General features: G+C 61.3%; 14 protein-coding genes. 8 read left to right on the top strand and 6 right to left on the bottom strand.

Translation table 11 applies throughout. The features are described 5' to 3' along the window. Window positions 1-48: 48 nt before the first annotated feature. Window positions 49-2178, bottom strand: a complete 2130-nt coding sequence (gene recG, locus ACIROY_RS14355; protein WP_402342103.1) for an ATP-dependent DNA helicase RecG — start codon at window positions 2176-2178, stop codon at window positions 49-51. Window positions 2179-2307: 129 nt separating this feature from the next. On the opposite strand from recG, the gene queA reads away from it, so the two are divergent. Further along, on the top strand, window positions 2308-3336 hold the full coding sequence (queA, locus tag ACIROY_RS14360; protein WP_402342104.1) for a tRNA preQ1(34) S-adenosylmethionine ribosyltransferase-isomerase QueA: 1029 nt from the start codon (window positions 2308-2310) through the stop codon (window positions 3334-3336). 2 nt (window positions 3337-3338) lie between these two features. Further along, entirely contained in the window at window positions 3339-4466 is a 1128-nt protein-coding gene (gene tgt / locus ACIROY_RS14365) for a tRNA guanosine(34) transglycosylase Tgt (protein ID WP_402278169.1), read from the top strand. Here the strand turns inward: tgt and ACIROY_RS14370 are convergent, their stop codons facing one another. Together ACIROY_RS14370 and manD are read right to left on the bottom strand one after the other, a co-directional pair. Then, on the bottom strand, window positions 4467-5417 hold the full coding sequence (locus ACIROY_RS14370; RefSeq protein WP_402342106.1) for a sugar kinase: 951 nt from the start codon (window positions 5415-5417) through the stop codon (window positions 4467-4469). 72 nt (window positions 5418-5489) lie between these two features. After that, entirely contained in the window at window positions 5490-6698 is a 1209-nt protein-coding gene (gene manD, locus ACIROY_RS14375; protein WP_116434788.1) for a D-mannonate dehydratase ManD, read from the bottom strand. 309 nt (window positions 6699-7007) lie between these two features. On the opposite strand from manD, the gene ACIROY_RS14380 reads away from it, so the two are divergent. Both ACIROY_RS14380 and ACIROY_RS14385 read left to right on the top strand, forming a co-directional pair. Next, window positions 7008-7784, top strand: a complete 777-nt coding sequence (locus ACIROY_RS14380) for a FadR/GntR family transcriptional regulator (RefSeq protein ID WP_402342108.1) — start codon at window positions 7008-7010, stop codon at window positions 7782-7784. Window positions 7785-8127: 343 nt separating this feature from the next. Then, window positions 8128-9306 carry a porin gene (locus tag ACIROY_RS14385; RefSeq protein ID WP_402278165.1) on the top strand — a complete coding sequence of 393 codons (1179 nt, stop codon included), beginning with the start codon at window positions 8128-8130 and terminating at the stop codon, window positions 9304-9306. A gap of 99 nt (window positions 9307-9405) precedes the next feature. Here ACIROY_RS14385 and ACIROY_RS14390 read toward each other — a convergent pair whose 3' ends face one another. After that, on the bottom strand, window positions 9406-11055 hold the full coding sequence (locus tag ACIROY_RS14390; protein ID WP_402342110.1) for an acyl-CoA synthetase: 1650 nt from the start codon (window positions 11053-11055) through the stop codon (window positions 9406-9408). Between the two features lie 280 nt (window positions 11056-11335). Between ACIROY_RS14390 and yajC the strand changes: the two genes are divergently transcribed. From yajC to tcdA, 4 genes are all read left to right on the top strand, one after another. Next, a complete protein-coding gene (gene yajC / locus ACIROY_RS14395; RefSeq protein ID WP_053195784.1) occupies window positions 11336-11614 on the top strand; it encodes a preprotein translocase subunit YajC in 279 nt (92 codons plus the stop codon). 116 nt (window positions 11615-11730) lie between these two features. Next, the gene (gene secD / locus ACIROY_RS14400) at window positions 11731-13626 is read left to right on the top strand and encodes a protein translocase subunit SecD (protein WP_402278162.1); all 1896 of its coding nucleotides are present in this window, start codon (window positions 11731-11733) and stop codon (window positions 13624-13626) included. Between the two features lie 86 nt (window positions 13627-13712). After that, the gene (gene secF / locus ACIROY_RS14405; protein WP_016836679.1) at window positions 13713-14657 is read left to right on the top strand and encodes a protein translocase subunit SecF; all 945 of its coding nucleotides are present in this window, start codon (window positions 13713-13715) and stop codon (window positions 14655-14657) included. Window positions 14658-14749: 92 nt separating this feature from the next. Next, a complete protein-coding gene (tcdA, locus tag ACIROY_RS14410; protein ID WP_402342112.1) occupies window positions 14750-15610 on the top strand; it encodes a tRNA cyclic N6-threonylcarbamoyladenosine(37) synthase TcdA in 861 nt (286 codons plus the stop codon). Between the two features lie 761 nt (window positions 15611-16371). Here the strand turns inward: tcdA and ggt are convergent. Both ggt and ACIROY_RS14420 read right to left on the bottom strand, forming a co-directional pair. Next, complete coding sequence (ggt, locus tag ACIROY_RS14415) at window positions 16372-18147, bottom strand: gamma-glutamyltransferase (RefSeq protein ID WP_402342113.1); 1776 nt, start codon at window positions 18145-18147, stop codon at window positions 16372-16374. 203 nt (window positions 18148-18350) lie between these two features. Continuing rightward, window positions 18351-19409 carry a LacI family DNA-binding transcriptional regulator gene (locus ACIROY_RS14420; protein ID WP_402342114.1) on the bottom strand — a complete coding sequence of 353 codons (1059 nt, stop codon included), beginning with the start codon at window positions 19407-19409 and terminating at the stop codon, window positions 18351-18353. Window positions 19410-19575: the final 166 nt, after the last annotated feature.

Below are 19575 nucleotides of genomic sequence, written 5' to 3' on the forward strand. Positions count from 1 at the left end.
GTTGTAAATGCGTCGGCGGCATACGCGATGGAAACACGGCGGAGATCGTCAGACTTTGAGAAAATCTTCCTTGCCGCCCAGCCAGCGTTGCAAATGCGCATCGACGATGGCGTCGTCATTGTGCAGGAGTGTCTGCGCCAGGTTGCGCGCCTTTTCTACCAGCCATTGATCGGTCGCAAGATCGGCGAAACGCAGCAAGGCTTCGCCCGACTGGCGTGCGCCGAGGAATTCGCCGGGACCGCGGATTTCGAGGTCGCGGCGGGCGATTTCAAAACCGTCGGTGGTTTCGCGCATGGTCATCAGGCGCTGCTTGGCGGTGCCGCCGAGCGGGCTCTGGTAGAGCAGGATACAGGCGCTGGCGGCGGCGCCGCGACCGACGCGGCCGCGCAATTGGTGCAGCTGCGACAGGCCGAAGCGTTCGGCGTGTTCGATCACCATCAGCGAGGCGTTGGGCACGTCGACGCCGACCTCGATGACGGTGGTGGCGACCAGCACGTGGATTTCGCCGCGGCTGAAGGCGTCCATCACTTCCTGCTTTTCGGCTTGCTTGAGGCGGCCGTGGACCAGGCCGATGCGCAGGTCGGGCAAGGCCTCGGCCAGCATGGAATAGGTGTCGGTCGCGGTCTGCAGTTGCAGCGCTTCGGACTCTTCGATCAGCGGACAGACCCAGTACACTTGGCGGCCTTCCAGGGCGTTGGCGTGCACGCGCGCGATCACTTCTTCGCGGCGGTTCTGGTCGATGGTGCGCGTGACGATCGGCGTGCGGCCGGGCGGCAGCTCATCAATCACCGAGACTTCCAGATCGGCGTAGTAGGTCATGGCCAGCGTGCGCGGGATCGGCGTGGCCGACATCATCAGCTGATGCGGCACGGTTTGCAGCGGGGCAGTGATGTCAGCATCGCCGTCGCGCGCCTTGTTGCGCAGCGCCAGCCGCTGGCCGACGCCGAAGCGATGCTGTTCGTCGACGATTACCAGGCCGAGTTTCTGGAACTGCACGTTGTCCTGAATCAGCGCGTGGGTGCCGATGACCAGGCGCGCTTCACCGGATTCGATGAGGGCGTTGGCGGCGGCTTTCTCTTTCTTCTTGAGGCTGCCGGTGAGCCAGGCCACCTTGACGCCGAGCGGCTCCATCCAGGCTGCAATCTTGCGGAAGTGCTGGTCGGCCAGGATTTCGGTCGGCGCCATCAGCACCGCCTGGAAGCCGCTGTCGATGGCCTGCGCTGCCGCAACGGCGGCGACCACGGTCTTGCCGCTGCCGACGTCGCCTTGCAGCAGCCGCTGCATCGGGAATGATTCCTGCAGGTCGTGGCGGATTTCTTCCAATACGCGCTGCTGGGCGCCGGTCAGCTTGAACGGCAGTTGCTTGATGAAGGCCTTGGAAATCTTGCCGATGGTCGGCAGCGCGCAGGCGTTGCGCGCCCGGCGTGCAGCCTGGGCGCGCTTGAGCGACAACTGCTGCGCCAGCAGTTCGTCGAACTTCATGCGAATCCAGGCCGGATGCGAGCGTTCTTCCAGCGCATATTCGTCGACGTCGGTGGGCGGATTGTGCAACTGGCGCACCGACGCTTCGAAACCGTCCAGCTTGAGTTCGGCCAGCAGCGCCGGCGGCAGCGTGTCGCGCCAGTCGAGGCGCGACAGCGCGCCGGCGATGGCCTTGCGCAGGTAGGCTTGCGACAGGCCTTCGCCGGCCGGATAGACAGGGGTCAGCGCAGTCGGCAGCGGCGCGCCTTCCAGCACGACTTTATAGGTGGGATGGACCATCTCGGCGCCGAAGAAACCGTGCCGCAATTCGCCGCGCACGCGTACCCGCACGCCCTCGGCCAGTTGCGTGGCCTGGCTGCCATAGAAGTTGAGGAAGCGCATCACCAGCGGGCCGCTGTCGTCGGCGATCGTCACGACCAGCTGGCGGCGCGGACGGAACTGGACGTCGCTCTTGCTGACCACGCCTTCGACCTGCACCACTTGCGTGCCGCGCAGGCTGGCTTCGTGGATGCTCATGACCTGGGTTTCATCCTCGTAGCGCAGCGGCAGATGCAGCGCCAAGTCCATGTCCGAACGCAGGCCCAGTTTGGCCAGCTTGTTCAGGGCTTTCTGGGCGTTGCTCAACGGCGCGGCGCTCTTGGCGGCCTTATCCTTTTTGGCGCTGTCGGCAGAAGCTTTCTTCTTCGGTGCTGGCATGCAGAGGGGTTTCTATGTCGAGAAAGCGTAAAATAGAGGGTTCGGCGCTATTTTACTGCGCTTTTACTGTGATTATTTACAGTATTTACTGCAGTATTCGATGCGTTGCCGCTTTCATTGTCTATTTTCATGTATTCACTTTCCGATTTCGATTTCGACTTGCCACCCGGGTTGATCGCGCAGCTGCCGCTGGCTGAGCGCAGTGCTTCACGCCTGCTGCAGGTTGACGGCGCTACCTTGACCGACCGCCGCTTCGCCGATGTGGTCGACTTGCTGTCGCCGGGCGATTTGCTCGTATTCAACAATACCCGCGTACTCAAGGCGCGCTTCTTCGGCGTCAAGGAAACCGGCGGCAAGGTCGAGGTGCTGGTCGAGCGCGTGCTCGACAACCGCAGCGTGCATGCGCAGGTGCGCGCCTCCAAGTCGCCGCCGCCGGGCACCAGCATCCGCCTGGCCGATGCCTTCGACGTGATCGTCGGCGAGCGTTACGGCGAGTTCTATACGCTGCAATTTCCGTCCGATGTGTTCGAGCTGCTGGAGCAGTACGGCAGCCTGCCGTTGCCGCCTTACATCGAGCATGCCGCCGACGAGTTCGACGAGACGCGTTACCAGACCGTGTACGCGAAAGAACCGGGTGCGGTCGCCGCGCCGACCGCGGGTCTGCATTTCGATGAAGCCTTGCTGGCGCAGTTGAAGGCGAAAGGCGTCGACGCCGCCTTCGTCACGCTGCACGTCGGCGCCGGCACCTTCCAGCCGGTGCGCGTGGAAGATCTGTCCGAACACAAGATGCACAGCGAGTGGTACACCATCGCGCAAGAGACGGTGGACAAGGTGCGCGCGGTGAAGGCGGCGGGCGGCAAGATCGTTGCCGTCGGCACCACCAGCATGCGCGCGCTGGAGTCGGCTTCGCAGTCGGGCGCGCTGGAAGCCGGCAGCGCAGATACGAAGTTGTTCATCACGCCGGGCTATACCTTCAAAACGGTGGATCGCCTGATCACCAATTTCCACCTGCCCAAGTCGACGCTGTTGATGCTGGTCTCGGCCTTCGCCGGCTACGACAATATCCGTGCGGCGTACGCGCACGCCATCGCGCAGCAATATCGTTTCTTCAGCTATGGCGACGCCATGCTTTTAACTTGTGACGTTTTTAACGCCTAACTATGCTTGAATTTACCCTGCTCAAAACCGACGGCAACGCCCGTCGCGGCCGCGTCAAACTGAACCACGGCGTGGTCGAGACGCCGATCTTCATGCCGGTCGGCACCTACGGTTCCGTCAAGGCGATGTCGCCGCTGGAGCTGAAAGAGATCGACGCCCACATCATCCTCGGCAATACCTTCCACCTGTGGCTGCGCCCGGGGCTGGAGGTGATGGCCAAGTTCGGCGGCCTACACGGTTTCATGGGCTGGGACAAGCCGATCCTGACCGACTCCGGCGGCTTCCAGGTGTTCTCGCTGGGCGACATGCGCAAGATCACGGAAGAAGGCGTGCACTTCGCCTCGCCGATCAACGGCGACAAGCTGTTCCTGTCGCCGGAAGTGTCGATGCAGATCCAGCGCGTGCTGAACTCCGACATCGTCATGCAGTTCGACGAATGCACGCCGTATGAAATCGACGGTCGTCCCGCCACGCAAGTGGAAGCGGCGCAATCGATGCGCATGTCGCTGCGCTGGGCCAAGCGCTCGCGCGATGAATTCCAGAAGGGCGAGAATCCCAACGCACTGTTCGGCATCGTCCAGGGCGGCATGTTCGAAACCCTGCGCGACGAATCATTGGCCGGACTCAATGAGCTCAATTTCGACGGCATCGCCATCGGTGGCCTCTCGGTCGGCGAGCCGAAGGAAGACATGATGCGCGTGCTGGAACACATCGGCCCGCGCCTGCCGGCCGACAAGCCGCATTACCTGATGGGCGTCGGTACGCCGGAAGATCTGGTCGCCGGTGTGGCCAGCGGCGTCGACATGTTCGACTGCGTGATGCCGACGCGCAATGCGCGCAACGGCTGGCTGTTCACGCGTTTCGGCGACATCAAGATCAAGAATGCGCGCTACAAGGAAGACACCAAGCCGCTCGATGAAACCTGCGATTGCTATGCCTGCAAGAACTTCTCGCGGGCCTACCTGCATCACCTGCACCGCACCGGCGAAATCCTCGGCGCACGCCTGAACACGATTCACAACCTGCATTACTACCTGCAGATCATGAAGGAAATCCGTGCCGCCATCGACGACGGGCAGTTCCAGCAGTTCGTCGCCAAGTTCAAGGAAGACCGCGCGCGCGGCGCCTGATCAGACCGGCGGCATTGCTTCCGGCGACATGATCGCGCCGGGATGCATCACCACGCTGGCCGCCAGCGCGCAGCCGGCTTCGGCTGCTGCGATGGCGGAAGCGCCTTGCCGGCGTGCCGCCAGATAAGCGGCGTTGAAGGAATCCCCGGCAGCGGTCGTATCGATCGCCGCCACTTTTTGCGTGGCCACCGCTTGCGCCGCATCCATGCCCGCGGCCTGCACCAGGCAACCTTGTTCCCCCAGTTTCACCACCACTTCACCGACGCCCGCGGCGCGCGTACGCTGCAGGCAGGCTTGCGCGTCGACGTCGCCATGCAGGGCGCTTTCGTCGTCGAGCGTGACCAGCGCATGGCTGGCCTGCGCCAGCGCCAGCCGCGTCCAGCGCAACGCCTCGTCGCGGGACTCCCACAGGCGTGGACGGTAATTGCTGTCGAAGGCCACCCAGCCGCCGTGGGCGCGCACCGCTTGCGCCAGATCGAGCAGGCGACGACGGCGCGCATGATCGAGGATGGCCAGCGTGATGCCGGAGAAGTACAGCAAGCTGCATTGTGCGGACTGCTGCATCAGCACTTCGGCGTGCGCGTCGTCGAGCATGTGGCGCGCCGCCGATTGCTGGCGCCAATACAGGAAGGAGCGTTCTCCCGCGGCGTTGGTTTCGATCCAGTACAGGCCGGGCAGGGCGTCGGGATGGACGGCCATCAGACCGGTGCCGATGCCTTGCCGGACAACCTCGTCGCGCAGCGATGCGCTGATGCTGTCGTTGCCCGTTGCTGAAATGAATTGACTCTCGACTTGCGTGCTGCGACGGCGAAAGTACACGGCGGTGTTGTAGACGTCGCCGGAAAATGACTGCGCCATGGCGCGCGGCATGTGTTGGGCGTCATGCAACGGCTGCGTAGGGCGCAGTTCGATCATGCATTCGCCGATGAACCAGGCTTGCGGTGTTGTCATGTTTATCCTGTGTATTTATCGGGGCAATAAAAATGCCGCACGATGTGCGGCATTGCAGGGAGCGAACTGTGCCTACCAGTTCCAGACGGTGCCGTCGCGCAGGCGGCAGGTCGGCAGATAGGCGCGCTCATACGGGAATTTGAGCGCAGCCGATTCGTCGATGTCCACGCCCAGTCCCGGCGCATCCGGCAGCACCAGGTAACCCTTGTCGAAGTAGTAGCCGTGCGGGAAGACCGCGTCGGTTTCCGGCGTGTGGCGCATGTACTCCTGAATGCCGAAATTCGGCACCCACATATTGAAGTTGAGCGCTGCCGCCATGCTCACCGGCGACAGGTCGGTGGCGCCGTGGCAGCCGGTATGCACCTGGTACAGCGAGGCGAGATCGGCGATGCGGCGCAGGTGCGTAATGCCGCCGGCGTGGACCACGGTGGTGCGGATGTAGTCGATCAACTGGTTCTGGATCAGGTCCTTGCAGTCCCAGATCGAGCTCATGATCTCGCCCACGGCCAGCGGTGTGGTGGTGTGCTGGCGAATCAGCTTGAAGGCTTCCTGGTTCTCTGCCGGAGTGGCGTCTTCCATCCAGAACAGCTTGAACTGCTCCAGCGATTTGCCCAACTGCGCCGCTTCAATCGGTTTCAGGCGGTGATGGCAATCGTGCAGCAGATGATGATCGCTGCCGTATTTGACGCGCACCTTTTCAAACAGGTCGGGTGTGTGGCGCAGGTACAGCGGCGTGTCCCAGATTTCTTCGTCGGGCAGGCCCTTGTCGGCCGGTTCGTAGTACATGTTGCCCTTGCCGACGCCGTAGGCCTTGTCCAGCCCAGGTACGCCCGATTGCACGCGGATTGCCTTGTAACCCATGTCGATGTAGTGGCCGACGGCGTCCAGCGCCTCGGCGTGGTCGCGGCCGTTGGCGTGGCCGTAGACCATCACGGCGTCGCGGCTCTTGCCGCCCAGCAGTTGATAGACCGGCAGGTTGGCGGCCTTGCCCTTGATGTCCCACAGCGCCATGTCGACGGCGGCGATGGCGGTCATGGTGACCGGGCCGCGGCGCCAGTAGCCGCCGCGATACAGGTATTGCCAGGTGTCTTCGATGCGCGAGGCGTCGCGGCCGATCAGGCAGGGAATGATGTGGTCTTCAAGATAGGATTTGACCGCGAGTTCGCGTCCATTGAGGGTGGCGTCGCCAATACCGTAAATGCCCTGGTCGGTTTCTATCTTGAGTGTGACGAAGTTGCGGCCCGGGCAGGTCACGATGACCTTGGCGCTGAGGATCTTCATGGATGCGATTTCCTTGTCTCGGTGCCGGACGGTCCGGATTGCGTTGCCGGGCGTCCCGCTGTTCTGGGTGAAAAAATAAATTTGGTCTAACCAATATTGATTATGGCATTCCAATTTGCTTGTTGCAACTCCGGTATCAGCGCCAACGCCCGCCGGCGTTTGTTTTTAAGCCACAGATTGGTCTGCATAATCGTTGACATGGTTAGACCAAAATGAGAGTATCGCTGAAATTGGTAAGCCACTGTTTGCTTTGAACGCTGCTTTTCTATACAGTGGATAGACCAATTTAAAGTAAAAAAGAGGGTGTTTATGGCAGATCGTCAGAGTCGATCATCAGCCGCAAATGTGGATCAGGCAGCAACTAAAGCAGTTAAAAAAGCAGCGCGTTCAGAATTGTTGGAACCAGTTTCAGCGCCGGAGCGCTCGTATCAGCGGCTGGCGGAGCAGATTGCAGATCTGATCCTGCAGGGCGAGTTCAAGGTCGGCGAACGCCTGCCTTCCGAGCGCAGCCTGGCGGAACGGTTTGAAATCAGCCGCACCTCGGTGCGCGAAGCGATCATCGCGCTGGAAGTGCAGGGACTGGTGGAAGTGCGCGGTGGTTCGGGGATCTATGTCTGCGACGCGGCGACCAAACCGGTCGGCTTCATCCCCGACGGCGGCGCCGGCCCGTTCGAATTGTTGCGCGCGCGCTGGGTGATCGAATCGGAAGTGGCGGCATTGGCGGCGCAGAACCGCACCGACGCCGACATCGACAAGATTTATGCGCAGCTGGCGGCGATGGGGCGCAACTTCAACGACAAGCTGGCCAACGAAGCGGATGACCGGTTGTTCCACATCCGCATCGCCGAAGCCAGCGGCAACAGCGTGATGGCGCAAGTCGTCACGGCATTGTGGGATCAGTTGCGCGGCGTGTTGTGGAAGAAGCTGGAAGAACATTTTCACACGCCGCAATTGCGCGAAGCTTCGCTCGAAGAGCACCAGAAGGTGTTCGACGCGCTGGTGGCGCGTGATCCGGTGGCGGCGCGCGACGCAATGCGCGAGCACCTGGAGCGGGTGATGAACGAATTCAAGAAAGCATGGCGGTAGAACCTGTTTCTCCGCCATGTTGACGCAGCGTCCCGCAGAGGACGTCACACATGACGGAGACAGCGATGAAAACAATCAGCAACTGCACATCCTTGTGCGCATTCCCGCCCTTCACATAGGACGCGGCCTGAACTGATCAGCGCCGCGCCAGCGGCGTTCCCCTTTGACTACGCAAGCATTGCAGCAGGCTCGTCCTGCCGCAAGGGGGAGTTTTTGCGTCTGCGATCGACGTCTGGGGCCCGCAAGCCAGGTCCGGCAACAGTTTTGAATCCGGTCTCGCCCCGCAGGCCGGAATCAATTTAGGGCGGAGCAATACCGCAATCATCCAAGAAGAGGAGAGGAAATGAAATTACGACGCAGTTGGGTAATGGGAGGACTGGCCATCGCCGCCGCAGGCGCATCGGTGCAGGCATCCGCGCAGAGCAGCGTGACGATCTATGGCGCGCTCGACAACGCGCTGGTCTACACCAACAATCAGGGCGGTCTGCACAATCTGTACCTGCGCACCGGCAACCTGGCCGCCAGCAAGATCGGCTTCAAGGGCGCTGAAGACCTCGGCGGCGGATCGCAGGCGATCTTCACGCTGGAAAACGGTTTTGACATCAATACCGGCGCCATGAGTTCAGCCAACACCCTGTTCAATCGCCAGTCCTTCGTCGGCCTGACCAACAATAGCTACGGCACCGTCACCACCGGCCGCCAGTACACGCCTTACTTCCTGTACGTCGGCGCCATCGGCCCGACCAGCGTGCTGACCGGCGCCACCGGCGCCCACCCGGGCGACGTCGACGGTCTCGACACCACCGTGCGCATCAGCAATTCGGTGACCTACTCGACGCCGGTATTCGGCGGCGCGCAAGTCAGCGCGTTGTATGGTTTTGGCGAAACCGCGGGCAGCACATCGACCGGCAATACATACAGCCTTGCAGCCAAATACGATATCGGCGCCTGGAACTTCGCCTTGGGCTATCAACGCCTGAAGAATGGTTCGGGTCCTGCCAATGCATGGAACTCCACGGCGTCCGGCAGCTTCTCGACCTCCGCGATCAACAATGGCTATGTGTCTTCCGACAACGTGCAGATGCTCGCCGGCGCACTGCGCTACACCATCGACAAATGGATGGTCGGCGCCAACTACGCCAACGCACAGTACAAGCCGGGCAACGGATCGCTGTTTACGCAGAAGGCGACTTTCCAGACGCTGGGCCTGATCACGACCTACCAGCTGACGCCGCAAGTGGCGTTGGCCGGCGGTTATAGCTATACCTTCGAGAAGTCCGCCAACGGCGTCAACGATCCGGCGAAATACCACCAGATCGCGTTGGAGCAGACCTATTCATTCTCCAAGCGCTCGGCGATCTATTTCCTGGAAGCGTATCAGCTGGCGCGCGGCAAGACCCTGGGTAAAACCGCAGGCAGCATCGTCGATGCCGTGGCCGTGGTCGGCGATTCGCAAAACGGTTCGCCGTCGTCTGGACGCAACCAGAGCGTGCTGATGGTCGGTTTCCGTCATCTGTTCTAAATTGGATTTGAAGCTGAATCTGCAGTAGATTTTTGTAAGTCAACATCCCCTGAAGCTTGAGGTTAACATCCGGTCGGGCCCTGCCCGCCGGATGTTTTTTTATGCGGCATCACCCAGCTTGCGCCATTCCCCGACCTGCGCACGCAGCTCGCGCCGGATCACCTTGCCGGTGGTCGTCATCGGCAACTCATCCACAAAGAAAATCTCGCGCGGATATTCGTGTGCGGCCAGCTTCACCTTGACGTGATCCTGGATCTCGCGCTTGAGCCGGTCGTCGCCTGTGAAGCCATCGTTGAGCACGATCACGGCCACCACGATTTCAGTGCGTTGCGGATCGGGCGAGCCGATCACGGCGACCATCTTGACGGCGGGATGCTGCAGGATGTTGTCCTCGATTTCGCCGGGGCCGATGCGGTAGCCGGCCGAGGTGATGACGTCGTCGTCGCGGCCGACAAACCGGATATAACCCTCGTCGTCCATGCAGCCGGTGTCACCGGTCAGGAGCCAGTCGCCCACGAACTTGTCGGCGGTGGCTTGCGGATTGTTCCAGTACTGCAGGAACATCACCGGGTCGGGCCGCTGCACCGCGATGTTGCCATCGCTGCCGGCCGGCAGCACCCGGCCGTCGGCGTCGACGATGGCCAGCGTATGACCGGGCGCGGCACGGCCGATGGCGCCGGGCCGGCAGGCCATGACGGCGGCGTTGGACGAGATCGTCATGTTGCATTCGGTCTGGCCGTAAAACTCGTTGATGGTGAGGCCGAAGGTCTTGCGGCCCCAGTCGAGCAACTCGGCGCCGAGCGATTCGCCGCCGCTGGCGACCGAGCGCAGCTGGAAGCGCCAGCGTTTTTCCGGTTCGGCGACGGTGCGCATCATCTTCAGCGCGGTCGGCGGCAGGAAGGTATTGCGCACACCCTGATCCTGCAGCAACTGGAACGCCGCCTCGCCGGTGAATTTTTCAAAGCGATGCGCCACCACCGCGACGCCGTGATGCCAGGCCGGCAGCAGCACGTCGAGCAGGCCGCCGATCCAGGCCCAGTCGGCCGGCGTCCAGATGCGGTCGCCTTCCAGCGGGAACAAATTGTGCGACATCTCCACTCCCGGCAAGTGACCCAGCAGCACCCGGTGCGCATGCAGAGCGCCCTTGGGCTGGCCGGTGGTGCCGGAGGTGTAGATGATGACGGCCGGATCGTCGGCTTTGGTCAGCACCGGCGTCAGGTCGCTGCTGGCGTGTTTCAGCGCCTGGTGCAGGTCGACCGTGCCGTCGAAGGTGCCATCAATCGTGAAGATGGTTTTCAGCGCCGGCAAGCGGTCGCGGATGCCGGCCAGCTTGGCGGCGCCGATCGCGTTGGTCACCACCACGCGCGCGCCGCTGTTGTGCAACCGATATTCGAGCGCTTCCGCGCCGAACAGGGCAAACAGCGGAATCGCAATCGCGCCGATCTTGTAGGCGGCCACGTGCGCCATGGCTGTTTCGGGGGCTTGCGGCAGCAGGATGCCGATGCGTTCGCCGATGGTCGCGCCGGCCGAGAGCAGCAGGTTGGCAAGGCGGTCAGAGCTTTCCTTGATTTCGCCGAAGCTGTAGTTGCGGCTGGCGCCGTCGGCGCCGACGTGGATCAAGGCAAGCTTGCCGGGTTCGCGCAGTGCCCATTTGTCGCAGACATCGATGCCGATGTTGTAGTGCTCGGGAATGTCCCAGCGGAAGGCGTTGCAGATGTCCTGATAGGGCTGGGCGGCAATGGGCAGCATGGTGAGGCGGTCTCCTGAATTTTGTAAGTCTGTTCTGTATTTGCTTGTTAATGTACCCCTGCGCCCCCATGTTGGCGATGCTGTTCTGGCAATTTTTCCTTGCAGCAAGCCTATTTTTCCTTGTTAAAGGCGCTTTCACCTGTTTCGGCCGCTGCGGAATGGGGTATGCGCCCGGCGCAATGCTAAAATGCGGGGCTATTTTTTAAACAACCATTTGGAGCGCCACGTGTTTATTACCGATGCAATTGCACAAACTACTGCTGCAGGCCCAGGCGGCCTGATGGGCAATCTGACCAGCTTCCTGCCTATCATCCTGATGTTCGTGGTGCTGTACTTCCTGATGATCCGTCCTCAGATGAAGCGTCAAAAAGAACAAAAGGCCATGATGGAAGCACTCGCCAAGGGTGACGAAGTCGTGACTTCCGGCGGCCTGCTGGGCAAGATCGTCAAGGTCAGCGATGCCTACATCACTGTTGAAGTCTCCGAAGGCAATGAAATCGTCGTGCAAAAAGCCGCGATCACCACGCTGCTGCCGAAGGGCACCCTCAAGGGTCTGTAAGCCGGTAATACGGCCCTACGGCTGACAGGGCGCATTCCGTCGCATTTTGTTGCGAGCGGATGCGCCCTTGTTTTGAACCTGTCCATCCGGACGTTCATCATCAACGCTGAATCACTATGAATCGTTATCCTCTCTGGAAGTACGCCTTAATCGTCATCGCCCTGCTGTTCGGCACGCTCTATACGCTGCCCAACTTTTTCGGTGAATCGCCTGCCGTGCAGATCAGCAGCGCCAAGTCCACCATCAAGGTCGACAGCGCCGTCGCCGAGCGTGTGCAACAGATCCTGCAACAGGGCAGCCTTGCGCCAGAGAGCGTCGCATTCGACAACAGCAGCGCGCCTTCCGTGCGCGCCCGGTTCGCCAATACCGACACCCAGTTCAAGGCCAAGGCCCTGCTGGAAAAAGGCCTGAACACCGATCCCGCCGATCCGACCTACATCGTCGCCTTCAACCTGCTGCCGAACACGCCGCAGTGGTTGCAAAGCCTGCACGCCTTCCCGATGTACCTGGGCCTGGACTTGCGCGGCGGCGTGCACTTCCTGATGCAGGTTGACGTCAAGGCGGTGCTGAACAAGCGCCTGCAAGGCCTGCAATCGAGCGTGCGCAGCGTGCTGCGCGACAAGAACATCCGCCATAACGGCATCAACCGCAACGGCGACCGCATTGAAATCCTGTTCCGCGACGCCGACACCCGCGACAAGGCCAAGAGCGCGCTGGCTGCTGATGTGTCCGAACTGGCGTTGGCAGACAGCGGCAGCGGCGACGACCTCAAGGTGACCGCCACCCTGCGTCCGGAAGCCCTCAAGCAGACCCAGGAAGACGGCGTCAAGCAAAACATCTCGACCTTGTCCAAGCGCGTCAATGAACTCGGCGTGGCCGAGCCGATCATCCAGCGCCAGGGCGCCGACCGCATCGTGGTCCAGCTGCCGGGCGTGCAGGATGTTTCGCGCGCCAAGGACATCATCGGCCGCACCGCCACGCTGGAAGTGCGCATGGTCGACGACTCGGTTGCCCGCGGCACCGAAGAAACCGCCGCCGTGCCGTTCGGCTCCGAGCTGTTCAAGATCGGCAAGGGCGCACCCGTTGTGCTGTACAAGGAACCGGTCCTGACCGGCGACTACATCTCCAACGCGTCCGCCAGCTTCGACGAAAACCACCAGCCTTCGGTCAGCATCGACCTGAACGGCGACGGCGGCCGCAAGATGCGCGACGCCACTCGTGAAAAAGTCGGCAAGGCCATGGCCATCGTGCTGTTCGAAAAAGGCAAGGGCGAAGTCCTGACGGTAGCGACCATCCGCTCCGAACTTGGCTCGCGCTTCCAGATCACCGGCATGGGCTCGGCTGAATCGTCGAGCGACCTGGCGTTGTTGCTGCGCGCAGGTTCGCTGGCCGCGCCGATGGACATCATCGAAGAACGCACCATCGGCCCGCAACTCGGCGCCGAGAACATCCGCAAGGGCTTCGACGCGACGCTGTACGGTTTCGCCGCGATGGCCATCTTCATGATCGTGTACTACCAGCTGTTCGGTCTGTTCAGCGCATTGGCGCTGTCGGTCAACGTGCTGCTGCTGGTCGCGGTGTTGTCGACGCTGCAGGCCACGCTGACCTTGCCCGGTATCGCCGCGATTGCGCTGGCGCTGGGTATGGCGATCGACTCTAACGTGCTGATCAACGAGCGTATCCGTGAAGAGCTGCGTAACGGCAATTCGCCGCAGGCGGCGATTTCGATCGGTTTCGACCGCGCGTGGGCGACCATTCTCGACTCCAACGTGACGACGCTGATCGCTGGTCTGGCGCTGCTGATTTTCGGTTCCGGTGCGATCCGCGGTTTCGCGGTAGTCCACTGCCTGGGCATCCTGACGTCGATGTTCTCGGCCGTGTTCTTCTCGCGCGGCCTGGCCAACCTGTGGTACGGCCGCAAGAAGAAGCTGACCAGCCTGGCCATTGGCCAGATCTGGAAGCCGCAAGGCAATGCCGGCAAGACCGACAGCAAAGCGGTCGACGCCAAATAAGCGCAGCAGAACCAACAGAGCGATCGACATGATCCAATGCGCCCTGACCGGATGACCGGGCAAGGCGCAGAACAGAAAGGTATGTGATGGAATTTTTCCGCATCAAAAAAGATATCCCCTTCATGCGCCATGCGCTGATATTCAACGTCATCTCGGCGCTGACATTCGTGCTGGCGGTGTTCTTCCTGCTGTCGCGCGGGCTGCATTTCTCGATTGAATTCACCGGCGGCACGGTGATGGAAGTCGCCTATCCGAAGGCCGCCAACATCGAAAACATCCGCAAGTCGGTTGAAGGCCTCGGCTTCACCGACACGCAGGTGCAGAGCTTCGGCACCGCGCAGGACGTGATGATCCGCCTGCCGGCGCAACACGGCGTCAACTCGGCCCAGCAAAGCGAAAAGGTGATCTCCGCGCTCAAGGCGCAGGACCCCGACGTCCAGCTGCAGCGTGTTGAATTCGTCGGCCCGCAGGTCGGCGACGAACTCGCGCATGACGGCTTGATGGCGCTGGGCATGGTGGTGATCGGTATCGTGATCTACCTGGCCTTCCGCTTCGAATGGAAGTTTGCGGTCGCCGCCGTCATCGCCAACTTGCATGACGTGGTGATCATCCTCGGCTTCTTCGCCTTCTTCCAGTGGGAGTTCTCGCTCACGGTGCTGGCGGCGGTGCTGGCGGTGCTGGGATATTCGGTCAATGAATCGGTGGTGGTGTTCGACCGGGTGCGCGAAGCATTCCGCGACCGCCGCTACGGCAAGCTGAGCGCGCCGGAAGTCTTGAACCATGCGATCACCAGCACCATTTCGCGCACCATCATCACCCACGGCAGCACTGAAATGATGGTCTTGTCGATGCTGATCTTCGGCGGCCCGACCCTGCATTACTTCGCTGTCGCGCTGACCATCGGCATCTTGTTCGGTATCTATTCGTCGGTGTTCGTCGCCGCCGCCATCGCCATGTGGCTGGGCGTCAAGCGCGAAGACCTGATCAAGCCGGCCAAGCCGAAGGATGAAACCGACGGCGCAGTTGTGTAAGAACCAGAGTCGGTTCTAAGTCGGTAGAATCGTTACCTTTACAGGCTGTTTCTCAGGAAACAGCCTGTTTTGCTTTGTTATCCGGAACCATCATGTCCAATGTTGAACCTGTCGTTGCTTCCAACGACGCCGATATCGATTTCGACCGCCGCTTCGGCGGTATTGCCCGCCTGTACGGCGCACAAGGCCTGGCGCGTTTTCGCGCGGCGCATGTCTGCGTGGTCGGTGTCGGCGGCGTCGGCTCCTGGATCGTCGAAGCGCTGGCGCGCAGCGCCATCGGCAAGATCACCATGATCGACCTCGACAACCTAGCCGAGTCCAACGTCAATCGCCAGATCCACGCGCTGACCGACACGCTCGGCAAGGCCAAGGTCACCGCGCTGCACGAGCGCATCATGCAGATCAATCCGTATTGCCAGGTCACCGAGATCGAAGATTTCCTGACACCCGACAATGTGGCTGAAATGATAGGCGAGGGCCGTTTCGACTATGTCGTCGACGCCATTGACAACGTACGCGCCAAGGTGGCGCTGATCGCCTATTGCCGCGAGCACAAGGTGCCCTTGCTGACCAGCGGCGGCGCCGGCGGTCAGATCGATCCGACCAAGATCGAGATCCGCGATCTGTGCCGCACCGAGCAGGAGCCTTTGCTGGCCAAGGTGCGCAAGCGCCTGCGCGCGTGGCACAAGTTTCCGCGCGGGACCAAGAACAAGTTCGGCATCGATGCGGTGTTCTCGACCGAGCCTTTGCGCTTTCCCGAGGGGGAAGTGTGCGAGGTCGATACGGACGATGCGGCGGATGGATTGGATACCGTTGATGCCGATGGCCGCAAGCAGGATGCCGGCGTGACCGGGCTCAATTGCGCGGGGTTTGGGTCGGCGATGGTGGTGACGGCTTCGTTTGGGTTGGTGGCGGCGGGGTTTGTGTTGCGGAAGATTGTCGAACGTCCTTAACTGTTCCGTTTGTTGTTCCTACTTTGTTTTTTCGGTAGCCAAGATTTTCCTCTCTTCGGACGACCAAGCCGGGGGCGGCCCGGCAGCCGCTCACTTTCTTTGCTTCGCCAAAGAAAGTAAGCAAAGAAAGGCGACCGCAAGTTCGCAGCCCCCTTCGGGGGTACCCGGCGTCGTCGAGCACAAATCGGGAAGGGAAACAAACTCGCTGCGCTCAGACAAGTTTCCCTTCTTTATCCGATTTGCACTCGCCGCCACCGGCTGCTCGCAAGCGGGAATTCCAGACGGGCTCGCTGCGCCTCGCCAGGGTAGGGCGGTGGAGTGGTGGTCAGCGTTCTTCGCAACCTCAGCTGACCTAACAATTGCGACGCCGAAGGCGAGCGACCCCAGGCGATGCGCAGCGAGCTAGTTTGGCCGTTCCGCTTGGAGCCAGCCGGTGATGCGATGCGAAAAATGGAAAAAGAGGGGAAACTTGTCTGAGCGTAGCGAGTTTGTTTCCCCTCCCATTTTTTGCTTCGCAGCACCGGGAAGTCCGAAGGACCTGGATCCCGCGGTCGCCTTTCTTTGCTTACTTTCTTTGGCGAGACAAAGAAAGTGAGTAGCTGCCGGGCTACCCCCGGCGAAGGGTTGATCGAAGAAAGAACCGCATTGTCAGCCGACCGCCAGTAAGTCGGAACAAAAACAAAAAACATCAATAAAAAATGCCGCCTGACTTCACCAGGCGGCATTTTCATTTCAACAATCAACTAAGCACAACTAAATCATCAGAACCCCAGCGTACGTCCATCCGGATTACGCGGATCCGAATACCCGTAGAACATCCCATCCTTGATCTGGATAGTTTGTGTGCGTCCCATCGATGGCTGCACGCTGATCTTCTGGCCCTTGTCCTGCAGGATCTTGATGGTATCGGCGCTGATGCCCTTTTCGATGCGCAACTGGTCCGGCGCCCATTGATGATGGATGCGCGGTGTGACGGTTGCTTCGGCGACGTTCATGTCATGCTCGATCACGTTCAGGATGGTCTGCAGCGTGGTCGTGATGATGCGGCTGCCGCCCGGGCTGCCGGTCACCAGGAACGGCTTGCCGTCCTTCAGCACGAAGGTCGGCGACATCGAGCTCAACGGACGCTTGGCCGGACCGACCGCATTGGCTTCGCCGCCCACCAGGCCGAAGGCGTTCGGCACGCCCGGCTTGGCCGAGAAATCGTCCATCTCGTTGTTGAGCGTGATACCGGTGCCGGTGGCGACGATACCGCTGCCGAAGTTCAGGTTCAGCGTGTAGGTCGTGGCGATCAGGTTGCCCTTGTTGTCGGCGACCGAGAAGTGCGTGGTCTGGTCGCTTTCGTAAGGCTGCGGTTTGCCAGGCTTGATTTCAGCGGACGGCGTGGCGCGATCAGGATTGATCTTCTTGGCCAGTTCGTCGGCATAGGCGCGCGAGGTCAGGCCCTTGACCGGCACCTTGTTGAAATCCGGATCGCCCAGATATTCGGCGCGATCGGCATACGCCAGCTTCATCGCTTCAGCCATCAGATGAATCGTCTGTGCGCTGTCGGCGCCGTATTGCTTCAGCGGATAGCGTTCCAGGATGTTCATCATCTGGATGATGTGGATGCCGCCAGAGCTTGGCGGCGGCATCGACATGACCTGATAGCCGTGATAATTGCCGACCACCGGTTCACGTTCGACGACCTTGTAGTTCTTCAGGTCGGCGGCGGTGATCAGGCCATTGTGCTTGTCCATTTCGGCGACGATCTTCTTGCCGATCTCACCTTCATAAAATACCGAAGGGCCTTTCTTGCCGATCAGCTTGAGCGATTTGGCGAGGTCTTTCTGCACCAGCTTTTCGCCGGCCCGGAGCGGGCGGCCATCCTTGAAGAAGATCGCCTTGCTTGAATCCCACTGGCCCAGATGGTCGCGTTCCGCAGCCAGGATCAGCGCCAGGCTGGGGCTGACTTCATAGCCTTTTTCCGCCAGCTTGACGGCGGGCGCAATGACGTCGGACAGCTTCATCGTGCCGTATTTTTGCAGCGCGTGCGTCAGGCCCGCGACGGTGCCCGGCACGCCGATAGCCAGGTGGGTATACAGCGAGCGACCCGGAGCGACATTGCCCTTTTCGTCCAGGTACATGTCACGGGTAGCCTTGGCCGGCGCCATTTCACGGAAATCCAGCGCCACGTTCTTGCCGGTCTTGGCATCGTGGATCATCATGAAGCCGCCGCCGCCGATGTTGCCTGCATTCGGCAGCACTACCGCCAGTGCGAAGCCGACTGCGACGCCGGCGTCAACCGCATTGCCGCCGCGTTTCAGGATATCGAGGCCGACTTGCGTCGCCAGTTCCTGCTCGGACGCGACCATGCCGTTCTTGGCTTGCACCGGGCTGATGATGTCGTAGGTCAGGTCGTATTTGACTACCGGCGCAGCTGCGGGTGTAGCTGCAGGTGCGGCAGTTTGTGCGTGGGCAGGCAGGAAAGCGAGGGAAGTGCAGAGCGGCAGCAATGCCATGGAAGCCGGCTTGAGCAAGCCGTTGATTTTCCGCATGGGGATTCTCCTGAGGTTGTCTGTAATTATGGTGAAACGCATGCTTTCGCATCAGACGATTGTAGCCTCTGGAAGTTCGATGTCCATAGAAAAATCAAGAAATCTGCGCTCTGATTTCCCGCCTGTACGCGAGGCGTCGAGGTCACTTCATCAATCGCCTTGCAGCGCAGCGTATTGGTGAAATGCGCTGTACCGCCGGGGATTCAGGTGCTCTCGCGCACTGCGAGTTCGAAGCCCAGATCGAGCCTTGCCTTCTCCACCGGCTCGCCCTTGAGTTGACGAATCAACATCTCCGCCGCCTTGTAGCCGATGTCGTAGCGCGGTGTGATGATGGTGGTGATGGACGGTGTGGCGCAGGCGGCCCACGACAGGTCGTTGAAGCCGGCGATCGCCATCTGCTGCGGCACCTTGATGCCGCGTCGCTGGCATTCGAACAGGGCGCCCAGCGCGAGGTCGTCGTTGCAGCAAAATACGGCGTCGCAGTCCGGCGCGATCTCCAGCACGCGCGCCAGCAGTTGCGCGCCCATGTCGACGGTAGTCGGCGCCGGCAGCAGCACTTCGACATCCGGATCGAGGCCGGCTTCGCTGAGTCCCTTGCGGAAGCCTTCGCGCCGCTTCATCATGCGCGGATCGAGCTGCGCCGCCAGGAAGGCGGGGCGGCGGTAGCCGCGTTCGATCAGATGCCGCGCCGCTGCATAGCCGGCCTTGGTCTGCGAGAAGCCGACCGACATGTCACTGTTGCTCTTGCCAAGATCGAACATGCGCACGGCCGGGATGTTCGACGCCGCCAGTTGCCGCCGCAGGATGTCGTGCTGGTCCGAGCTGGACAGCAGGAAGCCGTCAGGCGCATGCGCGAGGTAAGTCGAAATCAGCCGGCTTTCCTTCTCCTTCGAATAACCGGTTTCACCGATCAGGAACTGATAGCCGGCCTGCGACAGGTAGTCGCGGATGCCGCTCAGGGTTTCGATGAACACCGCATTGGTCAGCGACGGCACCAGCACGCCGATCACCTGCGAGCGCGCCGACGCCAGGGTGCTGGCGGCCTGGTTGGGCACGTAGCCGAGCTTGCGGATGGCCGCCGCGATGCGGTCGCGCGCCTCTTGCTGCACCAGCTCCGGCGACTTCAATGCGCGCGACACGGTCATCGGGCTGACGCGCGCTTCGGCGGCCACGTCGACGATGGTGACGCGGCCGGTGGCGCGGCTTCCCTTGACGGCTCTGGTTGGCTTGGCGGTTTTTTCGGCAGCGGTGGTTTTGCTCATGGCGGGACGGAAATTTCAATTGCCGACATCATACCCTCAGCGTCCGGACAATCACCCATTCAAAACCATGCTGCGCCGCCGCATCGGCCTTTTCGGGACGTTTCCTCCCTCCAGATATTCATACAAATGATTTGACACATAAATTTTGGTAGCGTTATCATCGCTG

Origin of the sequence: Herbaspirillum sp. NPDC101396 (assembly GCF_044767365.1) — a bacterium.
Taxonomy (GTDB): Bacteria; Pseudomonadota; Gammaproteobacteria; order Burkholderiales; family Burkholderiaceae_D; genus Herbaspirillum.

Bases quoted from the DNA above. Each gene is read 5' to 3' on its own strand.
- recG (WP_402342103.1), bottom strand. From the start codon at position 2,178: ATGCCAGCACCGAAGAAGAAAGCTTCTGCCGACAGCGCCAAAAAGGAT.
- queA (WP_402342104.1), top strand. From the start codon at position 2,308: ATGTATTCACTTTCCGATTTCGATTTCGACTTGCCACCCGGGTTGATC.
- tgt (WP_402278169.1), top strand. From the start codon at position 3,339: ATGCTTGAATTTACCCTGCTCAAAACCGACGGCAACGCCCGTCGCGGC.
- ACIROY_RS14370 (WP_402342106.1), bottom strand. From the start codon at position 5,417: ATGACAACACCGCAAGCCTGGTTCATCGGCGAATGCATGATCGAACTG.
- manD (WP_116434788.1), bottom strand. From the start codon at position 6,698: ATGAAGATCCTCAGCGCCAAGGTCATCGTGACCTGCCCGGGCCGCAAC.
- ACIROY_RS14380 (WP_402342108.1), top strand. From the start codon at position 7,008: ATGGCAGATCGTCAGAGTCGATCATCAGCCGCAAATGTGGATCAGGCA.
- ACIROY_RS14385 (WP_402278165.1), top strand. From the start codon at position 8,128: ATGAAATTACGACGCAGTTGGGTAATGGGAGGACTGGCCATCGCCGCC.
- ACIROY_RS14390 (WP_402342110.1), bottom strand. From the start codon at position 11,055: ATGCTGCCCATTGCCGCCCAGCCCTATCAGGACATCTGCAACGCCTTC.
- yajC (WP_053195784.1), top strand. From the start codon at position 11,336: ATGGGCAATCTGACCAGCTTCCTGCCTATCATCCTGATGTTCGTGGTG.
- secD (WP_402278162.1), top strand. From the start codon at position 11,731: ATGAATCGTTATCCTCTCTGGAAGTACGCCTTAATCGTCATCGCCCTG.
- secF (WP_016836679.1), top strand. From the start codon at position 13,713: ATGGAATTTTTCCGCATCAAAAAAGATATCCCCTTCATGCGCCATGCG.
- tcdA (WP_402342112.1), top strand. From the start codon at position 14,750: ATGTCCAATGTTGAACCTGTCGTTGCTTCCAACGACGCCGATATCGAT.
- ggt (WP_402342113.1), bottom strand. From the start codon at position 18,147: ATGCGGAAAATCAACGGCTTGCTCAAGCCGGCTTCCATGGCATTGCTG.
- ACIROY_RS14420 (WP_402342114.1), bottom strand. From the start codon at position 19,409: ATGAGCAAAACCACCGCTGCCGAAAAAACCGCCAAGCCAACCAGAGCC.